Below are 18,173 nucleotides of genomic sequence, written 5' to 3' on the forward strand. Positions count from 1 at the left end.
ACGCAGTGGCCCGCCGTTTTAGCCGCGGGCGGAAACCGCTACTGCACGCACCTGATCACCGGCCGATAGCTGCAGGCGCTTGGCGGTTTGCGCATCCACCACCAGGGTGCCGGCAGCCAAACGCGCGGGTGCAGCGGTAATCCGGCAGTCTTCGCGTTTACGGTTGTGAATCAGGAAACGCGGCGCGTCATCACCCGGCGTCCCTATGGCCAGCACCAGCACCTGGCTGTCATGCACGGCGCGGATTTTCGCGGTTTCGGCTTCAATGGCCGGGCCGGCGTCAAAGATGTCGACATAGCCCTGGTAGCTGAAGCCCTCGCCCTTGAGCATCGCCAGCGCCGGCTCGGTGTCCGGGTGCACGCGACCGATGATGTTGCGCGCATCCTCGGAGAGAAAGCAGGTATAGAGCGGAAACTTGGGCATCAGCTCGGCGATAAAGGCTTTGTTGCCGACACCGGTGAGGTAGTCCGCCTGGCTGAACTCCATCTTGAAGAAATGCCGGCCCAGGCTTTCCCAGAACGGCGAACGGCCCTGTTCGTCGGACATGCCGCGCATCTCTGCAATCACCTTGTCGCCGAACAACTCGCGAAATTCAGCAATAAACAAAAAGCGTGCCTTCGACAGCAAACGGCCGTTGAGCCCGCTGCGCTGGTCGCTGCGTAAAAACAGCGAGCACAGTTCAGAGTTGCCAGTCAGGTCGTTGGCCAGAAACAAGGTGGGTATTTGCCGATGAATGCCCAGTTCTTGCGAGGCGCTGACGGTCAAGCCCACCCGGTAGTTGTACCAAGGTTCACGCAGCCCGACGGCACCGGCAACGGCCGAGATGCCGACCACTTCACCGTGGTCGTCTTCAAGCACAAACAGGTAGTCGGCATCGGCGCGTGCGGCTTCGCCACGAAAGGTCTTTTCTGCCCAGCCAACGCGGTGCGCCAGACGCTCCTCATTGGCCGGTAACGTGGTCAGGCCGGCGCCGGTACTGCGGGCCAACTGAAACAAGGCCGGTAGGTCGGCGCTGCGGACGGGACGAACGATCATGCGTTAACTCCTTAAACCGCAACCAGGCGTACGCTGGCGCCCAAGGCTTCGGCGGCCGCAACACTGAGGGTGACCGGCTTACCCGGCACCCAATCCAACTCCGCCACAACGGCGCGGAAATCCTGGAGCTGGCCATTGCTGACCAAGTACGGCCGCCCGCCTTTGCTTGGCTCCACCGGCTCAACAGCCAGACGCACTGGTGCTACGCGGCTCTGAGCAATCGAACGAATACCTGAAGTGCGCGCATGCAGGGTTGGGCCACCGTCAAAGATGTCGATGTAGTGGTCGGTCTCAAAGCCTTCGCGCATCAGGATGTCGAAGGTAATTTGCGCACGCGGGTGCACCTGACCCATGGCTTCCTGGGCTTCATCGGGCAGCAGCGGCACGTAAATCGGGTAGTGCGGCATCAACTCGGCCAGGAAGGTGCGGCTTTTCAGGCCGCACAAACGCTCGGCCTCGGTGTAGTTCATGTCGAAGAAGTTGCGCCCCACAGCATCCCAGAACGGCGAATCGCCTGCCTCGTCGCTGTAACCGACCACCTCCACCACCACGGCATCAGCAAAGCGCTCAGGGTGATTGGCGAGAAACAGCAAACGGCCGCGCGAGTTGAGTTCAGAACCCACAGTGCTGACTAATGGCGGCTCGACATAAAAGCTGGTCAGCAGGCTGTTGCCGGTCAGGTCATGGCACAGCGAGAGCACATGGGTCTTGTTGTGAATCTTCAACTCGCGGGAGTTATGCACAAAGGTTTCGTTACGGAAGCTGTAAAACGGCTCGGAATAACCCGCCGAGGCGACGATGCCAGAGCAGCCGACCAGGCGGCCGCTGGCGCTGTCCTCGAGCACGAAGAAGTAACTCTCCTCACCGTTAAAGCTAACTTCGGCGGCAAACGAGGCCTCCGATGCGGCGATCTTTTCGCGCAGACGGCCACTGTCGTCCGGCAGTGAAGTCACACCAACCGGGCTGTCCGCGGCGAGACGCTGCACTTCAGTGAGGTCGGCCATTTGCGCGGGGCGCATCACCAGCATGGTGTCACTCCTATTGATAAAAGCTCCAAGCCGCCCAGTTCGGGCTGCTCAGAGAAAACCGCAACAGGCGTTGCGGCACACACAGAGACAGGCGTCCTTGCTGTTGGCTCAACCCATCCGTAGGTCAAGCGGGCGCAGCCTGAACCGTCTAGGCGACGGCTCAGGCCGGCAATCAGGCCTGAGTGAGCGTGGCCACGGCGCGCTCTAAACGTGCCAGGCCTTCATCGATGTCAGCGTCTTCCACCACCAGGCTCGGGGCGAAACGCACCACATCCGGGCTGGCCTGCAGCACCATCACGCCTTCTACGGCAGCAGCATCAAGAATGGCTTTGGCCTTGCCCTTCCAGGCATCGGACAGCACTGCACCGATCAGCAGACCGAGGCCGCGCACTTCGCTGAACACGCCGTATTGCTGGCCGATCTGCTCCAGCTTGGTTTTAAAACGCTGATGCTTGGCTTTAACACCTGCCAGCACTTCAGGGGTGTTGATGGTGTCGATCACCGCCTCACCCACCGCGCAGGCCAGCGGGTTACCGCCGTAGGTGGTGCCGTGGGTGCCGACGGCCAGATGCTTGGCCAATTCCGTGGTGGTGAGCATGGCACCAATCGGGAAACCGCCTCCCAGGCTCTTGGCGCTGGAGAGGATGTCCGGGGTCACGCCGTAATACTGGTAAGCAAACAACTCGCCGCTGCGGCCCATGCCGCTCTGCACTTCGTCGAACACCAGCAGCGCGTTGTGCTGGTCGCACAGCTCGCGGGCTGCTTGCAGGTAAGCCAGGTCAGCCGGCAACACACCGCCTTCACCCTGAATCGGCTCCAGCACCACGGCGCAGGTCTTGTCCGATACCGCGGCCTTCAGCGCCTCGATATCGTTATAAGGGATGTGGCTGATGCCTTGGATTTTCGGACCGAAACCGTCGGAATACTTCGGCTGCCCGCCGACGCTGACGGTAAACAGGGTGCGACCGTGGAAGCTGTTGGTCGCGGCGATGATTTCGCATTTGTCTTCGCCGAACTTATCGAACGCCACGCGGCGGGCCAGCTTGAAGGCGGCTTCGTTGGCTTCAGCGCCGGAGTTGCAGAAGAACACGCGATCCGCAAAAGTGGCGTCGATCAGCTTCTTGGCCAGGCGCAGGGCCGGCTCGTTGGTGAATACGTTGGAGACGTGCCAGAGCTTGCCAGCTTGCTGAGTCAGCGCCTTGACCAGCACCGGATGGGCGTGGCCCAGCACATTAACGGCAATGCCGCCGGCAAAGTCGATCAGCTCGCGACCGCTTTGATCCCACACGCGCGAACCGGCGCCACGTACTGGAATAAAGGCAGCGGGTGCGTAGTTAGGCACCATCACCTGGTCGAAATCGGCGCGTTGCACCGGGTGATGATTCACCGGGTCGTGCTGAACGGACATCTAAGCTCTCCTAACGAGGAACACCTGCATCACTAGCAGGCGACGTGACGGATTGTAGGGACTGATCCAGGGCCGGCATTGCTGCCATGCGACAACTTCTTACAGCGCCAACCCGAGGAAAACCGCTGCTTGCGCAAATGCGACAGAAAGCATCGGGAAGGCGCAGTTTAAATGCAGCCCGCCACCTTGGCGCGGTTTTATCGGCAGCGGGGAACAGGATTTTTACCGCCGCCCATGCGCGGCAGGTGATCGGCGCAAGGTTAAAAATGACTTACGGTTAGTGTTAAGCCGGCACGGGGATGACCGCAGGCACCGGCGGGCTGTCCAGGCAAAGAAACTCGATCAAGCGCGTCTTTTGCGCCATGGCGTCCTGGTAGCCCAGCTCAATCAACTCGTTGCAGTAGCCCGGTTCAAACAACAGGTAACTCAGCACGCCGGCACCGCTGGCCTTGGTCGCCCCCGGCCCGCGCAGAAACAGGCGCAGGGCCTTGGGCAGCTCATGCCGATGGCGCGCTGCGATCACATCCAGCGGCTGACTGGGTGCAATCACCAGCACGTCTACCGGTTTGAGGCCCAAGCCACGCGGATGCTTATCCGCAGGAATGAGCTGCCCCATCTGATTGAGCCGCTCAAGCAATTCAATATCGCTTTCCAGGCTGTCAATAAAGGTGCTGTTGAGCATATGCCCACTGATTTGCGCCAGGCTCGGCGGCCGAGTTTGTTGCGTACGCAGTACGGGCTGCTGAGCCTGCGCCCCGGTGGAGTTGCCGCTCACCCCCACCACCAACACCCGGGTTGCACCTAAGTGCAAAGCAGGACTAATCGGTGCGGACTGGCGCACCGCGCCGTCACCGAAGTATTCGCGATTGATCTTTACCGGCGGAAAGATCAGCGGGATGGAGGCGCTGGCCAGCAGATGCTCCAGCGCTAAACGGGTCGGCACACCCACGCGCCGATGGCGGAACCAGGGGTCAATGGTGGCGCGACCTTGATAAAAGGTCACCGCCTGGCCGGACTCATAACCAAAGGCGGTAACAGCCACTGCACGCAACTGACGATGGCGCACAGCGGCGGCAATCCCGGTGAAATCCAACTCACGGGCCAACAGTTTGGCCAGTGGCGCGCTGTCGAGCAGCGCCACCGGCACCTGCCCGCCCAACCCCAGCAAGCTATGGCCGACAAACCGGCTGGCCTGGCGCAGCACGCCCGGCCAATCACTGCGATACACCTGATGGGTATGAAAGCCCTGCCACACGTTGGTCAGCCGGCGCACGGCTTCGGTGAAGTGCAATGCACCACAGGCCAGGCCGACCGCATTGATCGCGCCAGCGGAGGTGCCAACAATGACCGGGAAAGGGTTATGCCCAGCATCGGGTAGCAAATCGGCAATCGCCGCCAGCACCCCTACCTGATACGCCGCCCGCGCACCACCGCCGGAGAGAATCAGCCCCGTCACCGGCTGATGGGTTGAAGCGCTCTGCGGCATAGGCTGTACCCCACTGTTTTCAGCCAGTATAGAAGTGCGACAAGCACCAACGGAACGCCCAGCGCCAAGAAAACAGCCTCAGCCCTGCAAACCCGCCAATTTGATGGCAGGTCAACATCCATCAGCCCTTCTTTTTATACAGCTTGGGCTCGCCCTCAGGCCGCGTTTTGAAGCGTCGATGCGCCCACAGGTACTGCTCAGGGCATTGGCTGACCGCCTGCTCAACCCATTGATTGATGCGCAGGCAATCAGCCTCTTCGTTCTCAGTCGGGAAGTTGTCCAGCGCAGGATGCACCACCACACGGTAACCCTCGCCGTTGGGTAAACGCTGCTGGGTAAAGGGGATGACCCTGGCGCGGCCCATGCGAGCGAACTTGCTGGTGGCGGTCACCGTTGCGGCCTGCACGCCAAACAGCGGTACAAAAATGCTGCGCTGGGCGCCGTAATCCTGATCCGGCGCATACCAGACAATGCCACCGGCACGCAGCAGCTTGAGCATGCCGCGTACCTCATCGCGCTCGATGGCGCCAAGCAGGCGCTGCTCACGACCGCAACGCTGCACATAGTCAAACACCGGGTTTTTGTGCGGGCGGTACATGCCATACATGCCCTGTTCAAGGGCCAGGAAGGCGCCGCCAATTTCCAAGGTAGTGAAATGCAGCGCCATCAGAATAACGCCCTCGCCTTGCGCCTGGGCTTGCTGCAGGTGCTCTATCCCCTCAACAGTACCGAGGCGGCGCAAACGCTCAGGCGGCCACCACCAGGCCATGGCCATTTCAAAGAAGGTAATCCCGGTTGAGGCGAAGTTTTCCTTTAATAGCGTCTCGCGCTCGGCAGCCGACATGTGCGGGAAGCACAGCTGCAGGTTGCGCGCCGCGATCTGGCGCCGCGAGCTGGCGAACCGGTACATCACCGCCCCCAAAACGCGGCCCAACCCCAGCAGCGCCTTATAAGGCAGCTGTGCGATCAGCCACAACAAACCCAGGCCCAGCCAAAGCAGCCAGAAGCGTGGATGCAGGAATTCAGTGCGAAATACAGGGCGATCCATAAAACAGGTCCGAAGCACGCAACAAAGCGCGGCATTCTATCAGGAGTTTGCCCAGGACCCAGTTTCACCGCGCGCAACTTGCGGGCGCGCGGCGTTCTCGCTATAAGTCCGGCTTAATTTTATAAGGCCGTACCAGGCAGACCATGAGCCAAGCCGATCTTCTCGAGCAAGACCCCGTATTCCAGCTAAAAGGCAGCATGCTGGCCATCACCGTGATGGAGTTGGCCCACAACAACCTCGCCCGCCTCGACCAACAACTCAGCATCAAAGTTGCCCAAGCCCCAGCCTTTTTCAGCAATACCCCACTGGTATTGGCGCTCGATAAGCTGCCCGAAGGTGAAGGCGCGCTCGACCTGGCTGAACTCATGGCCGTGTGCCGCAAGCATGGCCTGCGCACCTTAGCCATCCGCGCCAACCGTGAAGCCGATATCCGCGCTGCCGAAGCGCTTGATCTGCCCGTGCTGCCGCCATCCGGTGCCCGCGAGCGGCCGATCGAACTGGCCCCGCCGAAACCGGAAAAGCCCGCCGAACCCGAATTCAAACCCACGCGCATCATCACCACTCCGGTGCGCGGCGGCCAGCAGGTGTATGCCCAGGGCGGCGACCTGATCGTTCTCGCCCCGGTCAGCGCCGGCGCGGAACTTCTCGCCGACGGCAACATCCATGTGTACGCGCCGATGCGCGGCCGGGCACTGGCCGGTATCAAGGGCAACCTCACCGCGCGAATTTTCTGCCAGCAGATGGGCGCCGAACTGCTCTCTATCGCTGGCCACTACAAAGTGGCAGAAGACTTGCGCCGCGACCCGCGCTGGGGCGAAGCGGTGCATGTCAGCCTGTCGGGTGACGTGTTGAACATCACCCGCCTTTAACGGATACTGCCGCCACTTTTCAAGGACACAGACAGGGCACCCGGAAGCCTGAGCTAGGCCCCGGAAACCTGCGTTTTTTCTATATTTTGGGGTGAATCACCTTGGCCAAGATCCTCGTTGTTACGTCCGGCAAAGGTGGCGTTGGTAAAACCACCACCAGCGCTGCCATCGGTACCGGCCTAGCCCTGCGCGGGCACAAGACAGTCATCGTCGACTTCGACGTCGGCTTGCGTAACCTTGACCTGATCATGGGCTGCGAACGCCGCGTGGTGTATGACTTCGTCAACGTGGTCAACGGCGAAGCGACCCTGTCGCAAGCGTTGATCAAAGACAAGCGCCTGGAAAACCTCTTTGTGCTGGCCGCCAGCCAGACGCGCGACAAAGACGCGCTGACCGAAGAAGGCGTTGAAAAAGTCATGAACGAACTGCGCGAAAACTTCGAATACGTGGTCTGCGACTCGCCGGCGGGTATCGAAAAAGGCGCACACCTGGCCATGTACTTCGCCGATGAAGCGATTGTCGTGACCAACCCGGAAGTGTCCTCGGTACGTGACTCGGACCGTATGCTCGGCCTGCTGGCAAGCAAATCGCGCCGCGCCGAGAAAGGCGAAGAGCCGATCAAAGAACACCTGCTGCTGACCCGTTACAACCCAGAGCGCGTGGTTAAAGGCGAAATGCTCGGCGTTGAAGACGTTGAAGAAATCCTCGCCATCCGCCTGCTCGGCGTGATCCCGGAGTCGCAAGCCGTACTCAAGGCTTCGAACCAGGGCGTGCCGGTGATCCTCGATGACCAGAGCGATGCAGGCCAGGCTTACAGCGACGCGGTTGACCGCTTGCTGGGCAAGGAAGTCGCACACCGGTTCCTCGATGTGCAGAAGAAAGGACTCATGCAACGCCTGTTTGGAGGTCGTGAATGAACATTTTTGACTTCTTTCGTGAACGCAAGAAAGAAACCACCGCGTCTATTGCGAAAGAGCGTCTGCAGATCATCGTCGCCCACGAGCGCGGCCAACGCAGCCAGCCGGACTACCTACCGGCCCTGCAGCAGGAACTGGTCGAGGTGATCCGCAAGTACGTCAATATCGACTCGGACCAAGTCCAGGTTGCACTGGAAAACCAGGGCAGCTGTTCCATTCTGGAACTTAACATCACGCTCCCCGACCGCTGATTGGTTGAGAGCATGCAACGGCGGCCCAGGCCGCCGTTTCTATTTGTGGAATGCCCATGCCGCTGTCGAACGTCGAAATACTCCACCAGGACGCTGCCCTGCTGGTCATCAACAAACCCACCCTGCTGCTTTCGGTGCCCGGCCGCGCGGAAGATAACCGTGATTGCCTGGTCACCCGCCTGCAGGAAAACGGCTACCCGGAAGCGCGCATCGTCCATCGCCTGGACTGGGAAACTTCAGGGATTATCGTCCTGGCGCGTGACGCCGACAGCCACCGCGAGCTGTCGCGGCAGTTCCACGACCGTGAAACCGAGAAGGCTTACACCGCACTGTGCTGGGGCCAGCCCGCGCTGGACAGCGGCAGCATTGACCTACCCTTGCGCTACGACCCGCCGACCAAACCGCGCCACGTGGTCGATCATGAGCAAGGCAAACACGCCCTGACCTACTGGAAAGTATTGGAACGCCACGCTGACTATTGCCGCGTCGAGCTGACCCCGATTACCGGGCGCTCGCACCAGTTGCGCGTGCACATGCTCTCGATCGGCCACCCGCTACTGGGGGATGGCCTGTATGCCCACGAGCAAGCCCTAACCGCCTACCCGCGCCTGTGCCTGCACGCCAGCATGCTCAGCCTGACTCACCCGCAGACAGGCGAACGTATGTGTTTCGAGTGTCCGGCACCGTTCTAAAGCTGACCCTTACCGTTGGTGGATGGGTAGAGCGCCATCCACCCTACGAGGCTGAGAGTACTTCGTAGCCCACTCAACCCTGCTTGCGCGGCCAGATCAGGGTAAAACAGGCACCACCCAGCTCTTCGCTGCGGCTGATTTGCGCGCGACCGCTGTGCCAGTAGGTGATGCGCCGCACGATGGACAAGCCCAAGCCATGCCCGCCCGAAGCACGAGTACGGCTGTCGTCCAGGCGCAGGAAAGGGGTGAAGATATGTTCCCAGGCTTCTTCTGGCACACCAGGCCCGTCATCTTCCACATCCAGCCGGCAACGGTGCTGACCCACCTGATAACTCACCCGCACCCGTGATTCAGCATGGCGCATGGCGTTACTCACTAGGTTCTGCAAAGCGCGGTGCAGGTACCGCAGCTCAGCCTCAACGCAGGCGCCGCCACCATCCAAGGCATCACGCGGGGGGCCGTGCTCAACCCGCACGCTGGCGCGCAATGGCGCCAGCTCGGTAATCACCTGATCAATCAGCTCAGCCAGGTCGACCTGCTCGAAGTTCAGCGCCGGCGCGCCCTGCTCCAGACGGGCGTAGGTGAGCATCTCGTCCACCAGCTTGTCGAGGTCTTGGATGTCATTGTCCATGCCCTCCATATATTTGCGCCGCGCCGCGTCGGTTTGTGCGTCGCCAATCATCTCCAACCCGAACCGCAAACGCGCCACCGGCGTGCGCAGCTCATGCGACACCGCACGCACCATCTCACGCTGAATACCCAGGGAGCGCTGCAGGTGTTCAGCCATGGCGTTGAAGGCCGACGCCAGCCGCCCAACCGAATCACTGCCGCGCATTGCTGGCGCGCGGGCATCCAGCCGCCCACTGGCAATTCGCGTGGCCGCCGCCTCCAGATCACTCAGGCGCTGCTCCAGCGGGCGCACCAACAGGTAAACCATCATGCCAATCAGGCTCAGGCTCAACGCGCCAATCATTACCAGCCACTGCGCCGGATATGGGTTCATCTGGTACAGCGGGCCAATTTCCAGCACCCAGGGCGTGTCGACGATGCCGGAAAACACATGGATGCTGTCGCCACCACGACCGAGGGCCATTACCGTATCGCCTTCATCCACGCGACGGCGCTGATCGGGGTCGAGGTCAGCCTGATCCAGGCTCACCAACCGCAGGTCAAAACCAAACTGTTTGTCGCGTTTCAGCGCGGCCAGCCGGCGCGGCTGCTCATCCCAGGGGTAACGCACCAGCTCATCAATCAGCAAAAAGCTGGTGGCGCGGGCCAGCTGCTCGCTGACCTGCTGTACATCGGCCACCAATAACAGCGGCTGCTCAGCCAACTGGCTGTAAATACGCGCCTCATGCGGGGCGGTTTGACGCACCAAGACCTGGCCACGGCGCAGGCTATTGCGCGCACCGCTGTCCAGCCCAGCGCCCTCAAGCGCTTCAATGCGCAGTGGAATACCGAGCAGGCGACCCCACACCGTGGTGGCGCGACGCCGCTCGATATCCACCATCGGCGCCAGGTTGTCGGCCATCAGGCGGAAAGTGCCCTGCGCCAGGCGTTCACGGTATTGATCGACCCGCACATCATTCAGTAACTGCAGCGCGCCCACACCGAGCAGCGCCACCAGCACTAACACGGCCAACATGCCGGCATAGATGCGCAGGAAGATCGAATTCATGAACGACTCACCGCGCCAGTCATGCCATTGCCTCGGCCGCCTCGGCGACAAACAGATAGCCCTTGCTGCGTACGGTTTTGATCAGTCGCGGGTGCATCGGGTCGTCGCCAATCTTCGGCCGGATGCGTGAAATACGCACATCAATGGAGCGATCCTGACCGTCGTATTCAATACCGCGCAGGGCATTGAAGATTTCCTCGCGCGAGAGAATCCGCCCGGCATTGGAGGTCAGCAACCACAGCAGGTCGAATTCCGCGCTGGTCAGTTCGATGCTTTGCTCGCCCAGCCAGGCTTCGCGCATCGCGCTGTCAATCACCAACTGGCCAAACTGCAGACGCCGGCGCTCACTTGGCACCTGCGCCTCACCGCCCTCATGACGGCGCAGCAACGCGCGAATGCGCGCCAACAGCACACGCGGGCGCACCGGCTTGCACACATAGTCGTCCGCACCCATCTCCAGGCCGAGCACTTGGTCCATGTCATCGGTGCGCGCGGTGAGCATCAAAATCGGCCCCTCGTATTGGCCACGCACCTTGCGGCAGATTGACAGGCCGTCTTCACCCGGCAGCATCAGATCAAGAATCACCAGGTCCGGGCGCTCCTGCAAAATCCGCGCGGCGGCCTGGGCACCGTCCATCTCGATGGACACATTAAGGCCATTGCCCTGCAAGTACTCACGGGTCAGCTCGGCTAAGCGCTGGTCGTCTTCAACAATAAGGATGTGCCACGACTGCTGCTCCACAACTAACTCCCCAGAACTGCTCACCTGGCCACAATGGCGTCGGCATTGTAGCAACGCGGCCTGTGCGGCGCTGCCCTTACACCGGCGTTTTAAGCCTCTGGCGCAGCCCCGAAAAAACGTGGAAAAGCGCCCCGCCAGAGCAGGCCGCGCCGACCGGTAAAAAAACTACATATTGTGTTTATCTGATTGACTAAAAAAACACCTTGAGAACGGCTAAAAAAGCGCACGCCACGACGACGAACGGTTTACTGGGGGCAACGCCAGCAACTACGCGGCCTTGCGAAAGTTACCCCAAAGTAACCCACAGCTTTATCCACAGGCGCGGCAGATTTATCAACTTGCCTTCACCCCTGCACCGCACTATCTTGTATCCCCAGCGCGACAAACACCTACATATTGGGTTTTAGCACAAAGAATCACACAAGCACATTTGCCCTAAACCAGTCCAGACAGCGGACTGAAAAAGTGCAAAAAATAGCTTAGATGGGCGCTTGAGCATCACCGATCCAGATCAGGCTACTCACCCGCCAGAAGAGCGAGGTTGCCTTGATGAGTGCAGGTCGTACCACACGACGTGCCACAACATCTAGTGGTACAGGTCGAACGCCTGTACAAGACTTGAAGAGCCAGGAAGGCGCTTGGTCGTACCTTACCTGCCCAGATTGCAAGTCCCGAACGAACGGTACACGTACTGTTCGCGCGGCGTTGTTGAAATGGAATGAACGACGGTACGGCGCACTGATCAACTGTTCAGCGCCCCTCTAAAATCGAGAAAAACGGAGACATTCATGCACACCGACACCACCCGCGAGAACTCGCAGGCCAACGCGCTGCAGGCCGCCGATGACAGCCAGAGCCTGAGCGCCACCGCGCCGGGTCAACTGCGCGTGATCAAGCGTAACGGCACCGTAGTGCCTTACACCGATGACAAAATCACCGTTGCCATCACCAAGGCCTTTCTCGCTGTTGAAGGCGGCACCGCTGCCGCCTCGTCGCGCATTCATGAAACCGTTGAGCGCCTGACCGAACAGGTCACGGCCACCTTCAAGCGCCGCATGCCCTCCGGCGGCACCATCCACATCGAAGAAATCCAGGACCAGGTCGAACTGGCCCTGATGCGTTCCGGTGAGCAGAAAGTCGCACGTGATTACGTGATCTACCGTGAACTGCGCAGCCAAGAGCGCAAGCGCGAAAGCATCGACACCCCTGCGCAGCCGCACCCAAGCATCCGCGTTACCCACCTCGACGGCAGCGTTGCGCCGCTGGACATGGGCCGCCTGGACACCATCATCCGCGAAGCCTGTGAAGGTTTGGCCGAAGTGGATGGCGCCCTGATCCAGAAAGAAACCCTGAAGAACCTCTACGACGGCGTAGCGCAGAGCGACGTCAGCACCGCCCTGGTGATGACCGCGCGCACCCTGGTTGAGCGTGAGCCCAACTACAGCTACGTCACCGCGCGCCTGCTGATGGACAACATCCGCGCCGAAGCGCTGAACTACCTCGGTGTTGCCGTCAGCGCCACTCACCATGAAATGGTCGACTTCTACGCCAAAGCGCTGCCGGCTTACATCGCCAAAGGCATCGAGCTGGAACTGCTCAACCCCGTACTGGGCACCTTTGACCTGGAGAAGCTGGGCAAGGCGATCAACCACGAGCGCGATCAGCAGTTCACCTACCTGGGCCTGCAGACTCTCTACGACCGTTACTTCATCCATAAAGATGGCGTACGCATCGAGTTGCCACAGGTGTTCTTCATGCGCGTGGCCATGGGCCTGGCGATTGAAGAGAAGCAGAAAGAAGACCGCGCCATCGAGTTCTACAACCTGCTGTCCTCGTTCGACTACATGTCGTCCACGCCGACCCTGTTCAACGCCGGCACCCTGCGTCCGCAGCTGAGCTCGTGCTACCTGACCACCGTACCGGATGACCTCTCGGGCATTTATCACGCTATCCACGACAACGCCATGCTGTCCAAATTTGCCGGCGGCCTGGGTAATGACTGGACGCCAGTGCGTTCGCTGGGCGCCTACATCAAAGGCACCAACGGCAAGTCGCAAGGCGTTGTGCCGTTCCTGAAAGTGGTCAACGACACCGCAGTCGCAGTTAACCAGGGCGGTAAGCGCAAAGGCGCGGTCTGCGCCTACCTGGAAACCTGGCACATGGACATCGAAGAGTTCATCGAGCTGCGTAAAAACACCGGCGATGACCGTCGTCGCACCCACGACATGAACACCGCCAACTGGATTCCAGACCTGTTCATGAAGCGCGTGTTCGACGATGGCCCTTGGACCCTGTTCAGCCCATCCGAAGTGCCAGACCTGCACGACCTGACCGGCAAAGCCTTCGAAGAGCGCTACGAGTACTACGAAGCCCTGACCCAGTACGGCGGCAAGATCAAACTGTTCAAGACCATCCAAGCCAAAGACCTGTGGCGCAAGATGCTCTCCATGCTGTTTGAAACCGGTCACCCATGGCTGACCTTCAAAGACCCATGCAACCTGCGCAGCCCGCAGCAGCACGTGGGCGTCGTGCACAGCTCAAACCTGTGCACCGAGATCACCCTGAACACCAACGCCGACGAAATCGCCGTGTGCAACCTGGGTTCCGTGAACCTGCCGAACCACATCGTCGACGGCAAGCTGGACACCGCCAAGCTGGAAAAGACCATCAAGGTCGCCGTGCGCATGCTCGATAACGTGATCGACATCAACTACTACTCGGTGCCGCAGGCGCGTAACTCCAACTTCAAGCACCGCCCAGTGGGTCTCGGCATCATGGGCTTCCAGGACGCCCTGTACCTGCAGCACATCCCGTACGGCTCCGATGCGGCTGTCGAGTTCGCCGACAAGTCGATGGAAGCGGTCAGCTACTACGCCATCCAGGCTTCCTGTGACCTGGCCGACGAGCGCGGCAGCTACGAAACCTTCCAAGGCTCGCTGTGGAGCAAAGGCATTCTGCCGCTCGACTCGCAGCAGATCCTGATCGAGCAGCGCGGCCAGAAGTACATCGACGTTGACCTCAACGAAACCCTGGACTGGGCGCCAGTACGTGCCCGTGTGCAGAAAGGCATTCGTAACTCCAACATCATGGCCATCGCCCCGACCGCCACCATCGCCAACATCACCGGCGTATCGCAGTCGATCGAACCGACCTACCAGAACCTCTATGTGAAATCGAACCTGTCGGGCGAATTCACCGTGATCAACCCGTACCTGGTTCGCGACCTCAAAGCACGCGGCCTGTGGGACTCGGTCATGATCAACGACCTCAAGTACTACGACGGCTCCGTGCAGCAGATCGAGCGCATCCCGCAAGAGCTGAAAGAGCTTTATGCCACCGCGTTTGAAGTCGACACCAAGTGGATTGTTGACGCCGCTAGCCGCCGCCAGAAGTGGATCGACCAGGCGCAGTCGCTGAACCTGTACATCGCCGGCGCCTCGGGCAAGAAGCTCGACGTGACCTACCGCATGGCTTGGTACCGTGGCCTGAAAACCACCTACTACCTCCGTGCCCTGGCCGCGACCAGCACCGAGAAGTCCACCATCAACACCGGCAAGCTGAATGCCGTGTCCAGTGGTGGCAACGACGGCCTGAGCGCAGCACCGGCCAAGGCTCCGGACCTGGAAATGAGCGCAGGCCCAGCACCCGTACCAAAGGCCTGTGCCATTGATGAACCAGACTGCGAAGCCTGCCAGTAAGGTGTTCGGCAGCGCGCGGAGCTGAGCGGCATTCGCGGCGTTACCTGCCGGAGCGGCCCCCATCACGTACATGCGTACGCTCAGGGGCTCCACTCCAGCAGGTGCCTTGCGACTACTCGCTCAGCTACACGCTTGAATGTCGAGCAAAGAACAAAAGCCGAAGCACAGTTTTAAAGCAGCACACAATCAGTCCCCTCTCCCTCCGGGAGAGGGCTAGGGAGAGGGAAAGCGGCCAACACCGTACACCTCCCCACTCATTACCAGCCCCCGCCCTCACCGGCGTGGGCCTCGGGGCAACGGCCAATCACTAGAGCCACCCCCGACCAGCGGCACCCGTTAAACCCTTGCGCGCTGTACGCAACGGAACACACTTAATTTGTATATCCACACAGGCCGGTTATTTCACCGACCCGTTAGCAGGAGCCAAGCCATGCTGAGCTGGGATGAATTTGACAAGGAAGACGGCGCCGAAGCCGTTGTAGCCAACAACGCCTCTGCCCAACTGGCAGACATGAGCATCGACAAACTCGACCAAGTTGGCGGTGCTGCTGCCGTTGAAGCGCGCGCCGTAGCCGCTGACGACAGCGCGGCCGTGGCCCGTGCCAAAGCCTCGCTTGACCAACTCGACATCGCCGAAGGCCTGGCCGAGTTGGAAGGCACCGCTGCGCGCGTAGCCGTTGACGAAAAACGCATGATCAACTGCCGCGCCGACCTCAACCAGCTCGTACCCTTCAAGTACGACTGGGCCTGGCAGAAGTACCTGGATGGTTGCGCCAACCACTGGATGCCGCAAGAGGTGAACATGAACGCGGACATCGCGTTGTGGAAAACCCCGGACGGCCTGACCGACGACGAGCGCCGCATCGTCATGCGCAACCTCGGCTTCTTCTCCACCGCCGACAGCCTGGTGGCCAACAACCTCGCCCTGGCCGTGTACCGCCTGATCACCAACCCGGAGTGCCGCCAGTACATCCTGCGCCAAACCTTCGAAGAGGCGATCCACACCCACGCCTACCAGTACTGCATCGAATCGCTGGGCATGGACGAAGGCGCGATCTTCAACATGTACCACGAGATTCCATCGGTCGCGAAGAAAGCCAGTTGGGGCCTCAAGTACACCCGCTCGATCTCCGACCCGACCTTCAACACCGGCACCGTCGAGACCGACAAAGAACTGTTGCGCAACCTGATCGCCTACTACTGCGTACTGGAAGGCATCTTCTTCTATTGCGGCTTCACCCAGATCCTCTCCATGGGTCGCCGCAACAAGATGACCGGCGTCGCTGAGCAGTTCCAGTACATCCTGCGTGACGAGTCCATGCACTTGAACTTCGGCATCGACGTGATCAACCAGATCAAGATCGAAAACCCACACCTGTGGGATGCCCAGCTCAAAGACGAAGCCACCCAGATGATTCTGCAAGGCACCCAGCTGGAAATCGAATACGCACGCGACACCATGCCGCGCGGCGTACTGGGCATGAACGCGGCGATGATGGAGGACTACCTCAAATTTATCGCCAACCGTCGCCTGACCCAGATTGGTTTGAAGGAAGAGTACCCAGGTACCACTAACCCGTTCCCATGGATGTCGGAAATCATGGACTTGAAGAAAGAGAAGAACTTCTTCGAGACGCGGGTTATTGAGTATCAGACAGGTGGGGCGTTGAGCTGGGATTGATTCCGGCTTACTCACTGAAGAGTTAAGATCGCTTTACCTGAAATGGATGTTTGGGGTGGCGATCAGAAAGATCAAAAAACCCGCCTTGTGCGGGTTTTTTATTTAACAGAGATAAAGCATTGAAACAGACACTATACAAATACTGCTCGATCTCAACAGAAAACCAACTACATAGATTTATAGAAATCCTCAAAGGTAGAATTTATTTTTCGTCACCATCAAAATTTAACGATCCCTTCGAGCTATCTGCGAAAGTAAATATATCCACATTCCCACTCTTATACGGCTTAACCGCAAGAGAAAAGGAAGAAGTACAGCGAACATTTCGACTCCGAGCTCCTGAAGCTGTGTCGGAGGAGTGGCGAGAAAAAATTGGCATTCTCTGCTTATCTGAAGACCCGAAAAACATATTAATGTGGTCACACTACGCCAACAACCACTCCGGCTTATGTATAGGCTTCAACACAGAGATAACTCCCTTCAATACTGCAACTGCAATTACTTATAGCGATGAAAGACCGAAAGCTGAATTTAACTCCGAACCAAACAGGCTAATTGAGCGAGTATTACTCACAAAATCACAACACTGGCAATATGAAAAAGAATGGAGAGCAATCAAAAGAACAATAGAAGATGACGAGCTTAATTCTTATAACGAAATTTTCAAAGCCGACGCCGCACACCTAGAAGAGATAGCAGAAATAATTGAGCAATATGGTGGCCCTAACACACATAGCTTCGACACAAGCGCAATACGAAGTATATTTTTAGGCGCCAGAATCACACAAGAAAACAAAGAAATAATAACTCAAAAAATACGCACCACTTGCCCGCACGCAAAAATCTTCCAAATAGAACTAGACAATAACTACTTCTGGCTCAACCAGAAACAGCTCAAATAATAGAGAGCAGACCACGGGCCCTCTTGATTTACGGCTCCTGTTTTGAAAAAGGGACAAAAAAGGGGACAGATTTATTTTATTAGTTACCCTCTCCTACTGGTTTCGGCTTCACGCCGAGTCACTTTCTCTTTGCGCGCGCAAAGAGAAAGTAACCAAAGAGAAAGCACACCCGACATCCGGGTTTCGCTGCGCTCGGTCTCCTGACGGGATTCGGGGACCGCGTTGTTTGGGCGATTTGTGGACGGCAGAGCGAAAGGCAAAAGCAGAGCAACAGCAAAAGCATCGCGGGCAAGCCCGCTCCTACGGATTGCGGCCGATTCGTAGGATGGGTGGAGCGCAGCGATACCCATCAAAAAACTGTGGTTCTGCTTTTGGTCATCAAACCGCAATGGCACAGACGACGCCAAACGCCCCATCAGGAGGCCGAGTGGAATCGTTGTGGAAGGGAGCGAGCCGCATGGATGCGGCGAGAGGCGTAAAGGGCCAGAGACGGCCCTTGTACGCCGGCCCCTGGAACAATGATGGAGCGAGGGAAGTCGAGCGCAGCGAGACCCGGATGCAAGGGGCAAGACCTTTTGGTTACTTTTGGCGGGGCCGGCCATCCGGGCAACTGCCAAAAGTAACCCGCCGTAAGGGCGGAACCGTTAGCAGATAACAAAACCGAAGCGGCGTGTGTACTCAAAACCAGCAAGTAGCTCGGACAGCCACCGCAATGTGTGATGCTCTGCGTCACCGGCA

At 59.3% G+C, this 18,173-nt stretch carries 14 protein-coding genes; 7 read left to right on the plus strand and 7 right to left on the minus strand.

The window, feature by feature from the left end; translation table 11 throughout:
• Positions 1 to 18: 18 nt before the first annotated feature.
• The 5 genes from astA to AC0J6G_RS11180 form a co-directional block, all read right to left on the minus strand.
• Positions 19 to 1,035 carry an arginine N-succinyltransferase gene (gene astA, locus AC0J6G_RS11160; protein ID WP_475247725.1) on the minus strand — a complete coding sequence of 339 codons (1,017 nt, stop codon included), beginning with the start codon at positions 1,033 to 1,035 and terminating at the stop codon, positions 19 to 21.
• Positions 1,036 to 1,046: 11 nt separating this feature from the next.
• Entirely contained in the window at positions 1,047 to 2,063 is a 1,017-nt protein-coding gene (gene aruF, locus AC0J6G_RS11165; protein WP_475247727.1) for an arginine/ornithine succinyltransferase subunit alpha, read from the minus strand.
• Positions 2,064 to 2,235: 172 nt separating this feature from the next.
• On the minus strand, positions 2,236 to 3,471 hold the full coding sequence (locus AC0J6G_RS11170; protein ID WP_475247729.1) for an aspartate aminotransferase family protein: 1,236 nt from the start codon (positions 3,469 to 3,471) through the stop codon (positions 2,236 to 2,238).
• A gap of 283 nt (positions 3,472 to 3,754) precedes the next feature.
• Entirely contained in the window at positions 3,755 to 4,957 is a 1,203-nt protein-coding gene (locus AC0J6G_RS11175; RefSeq protein WP_475247731.1) for a patatin-like phospholipase family protein, read from the minus strand.
• A gap of 121 nt (positions 4,958 to 5,078) precedes the next feature.
• Entirely contained in the window at positions 5,079 to 6,005 is a 927-nt protein-coding gene (locus AC0J6G_RS11180; protein WP_475247733.1) for a lipid A biosynthesis lauroyl acyltransferase, read from the minus strand.
• A 143-nt stretch (positions 6,006 to 6,148) separates the two neighbouring features.
• Between AC0J6G_RS11180 and minC the strand changes: the two genes are divergently transcribed.
• The 4 genes from minC to AC0J6G_RS11200 all read left to right on the plus strand — a co-directional run bounded on the left by minC (position 6,149) and on the right by AC0J6G_RS11200 (position 8,734).
• Entirely contained in the window at positions 6,149 to 6,874 is a 726-nt protein-coding gene (gene minC, locus AC0J6G_RS11185; RefSeq protein ID WP_475247735.1) for a septum site-determining protein MinC, read from the plus strand.
• Positions 6,875 to 6,975: 101 nt separating this feature from the next.
• Complete coding sequence (gene minD / locus AC0J6G_RS11190; RefSeq protein WP_475247737.1) at positions 6,976 to 7,791, plus strand: septum site-determining protein MinD; 816 nt, start codon at positions 6,976 to 6,978, stop codon at positions 7,789 to 7,791.
• A complete protein-coding gene (gene minE, locus AC0J6G_RS11195; RefSeq protein WP_025165363.1) occupies positions 7,788 to 8,042 on the plus strand; it encodes a cell division topological specificity factor MinE in 255 nt (84 codons plus the stop codon). The genes minD and minE overlap by 4 nt, the downstream gene beginning before the upstream one ends.
• A 56-nt stretch (positions 8,043 to 8,098) precedes the next feature.
• Positions 8,099 to 8,734: an RluA family pseudouridine synthase gene (locus tag AC0J6G_RS11200; protein WP_475247740.1), complete on the plus strand. Its 636-nt coding sequence runs from the start codon at positions 8,099 to 8,101 to the stop codon at positions 8,732 to 8,734.
• Positions 8,735 to 8,807: 73 nt separating this feature from the next.
• On the opposite strand, the gene AC0J6G_RS11205 is transcribed toward AC0J6G_RS11200, so the two are convergent.
• Together AC0J6G_RS11205 and AC0J6G_RS11210 are read right to left on the minus strand one after the other, a co-directional pair.
• Positions 8,808 to 10,412, minus strand: a complete 1,605-nt coding sequence (locus tag AC0J6G_RS11205) for an ATP-binding protein (RefSeq protein ID WP_475247741.1) — start codon at positions 10,410 to 10,412, stop codon at positions 8,808 to 8,810.
• A 19-nt stretch (positions 10,413 to 10,431) separates the two neighbouring features.
• Positions 10,432 to 11,154, minus strand: a complete 723-nt coding sequence (locus tag AC0J6G_RS11210) for a response regulator (protein ID WP_475247743.1) — start codon at positions 11,152 to 11,154, stop codon at positions 10,432 to 10,434.
• A gap of 788 nt (positions 11,155 to 11,942) precedes the next feature.
• Between AC0J6G_RS11210 and AC0J6G_RS11215 the strand changes: the two genes are divergently transcribed.
• The 3 genes from AC0J6G_RS11215 (at position 11,943) to AC0J6G_RS11225 (ending at position 17,435) form a co-directional block, all read left to right on the plus strand.
• Positions 11,943 to 14,852 (plus strand): ribonucleoside-diphosphate reductase subunit alpha, encoded by a 2,910-nt coding sequence (locus AC0J6G_RS11215; RefSeq protein ID WP_475247744.1) that lies wholly within the window; start codon positions 11,943 to 11,945, stop codon positions 14,850 to 14,852.
• Between the two features lie 430 nt (positions 14,853 to 15,282).
• Positions 15,283 to 16,533, plus strand: a complete 1,251-nt coding sequence (locus tag AC0J6G_RS11220; RefSeq protein ID WP_475247745.1) for a ribonucleotide-diphosphate reductase subunit beta — start codon at positions 15,283 to 15,285, stop codon at positions 16,531 to 16,533.
• 119 nt (positions 16,534 to 16,652) lie between these two features.
• Positions 16,653 to 17,435 (plus strand): DUF2971 domain-containing protein, encoded by a 783-nt coding sequence (locus tag AC0J6G_RS11225; RefSeq protein WP_475247746.1) that lies wholly within the window; start codon positions 16,653 to 16,655, stop codon positions 17,433 to 17,435.
• Positions 17,436 to 18,173: the final 738 nt, after the last annotated feature.

The organism is Pseudomonas sp. TS_SC_3 (assembly GCF_056156225.1).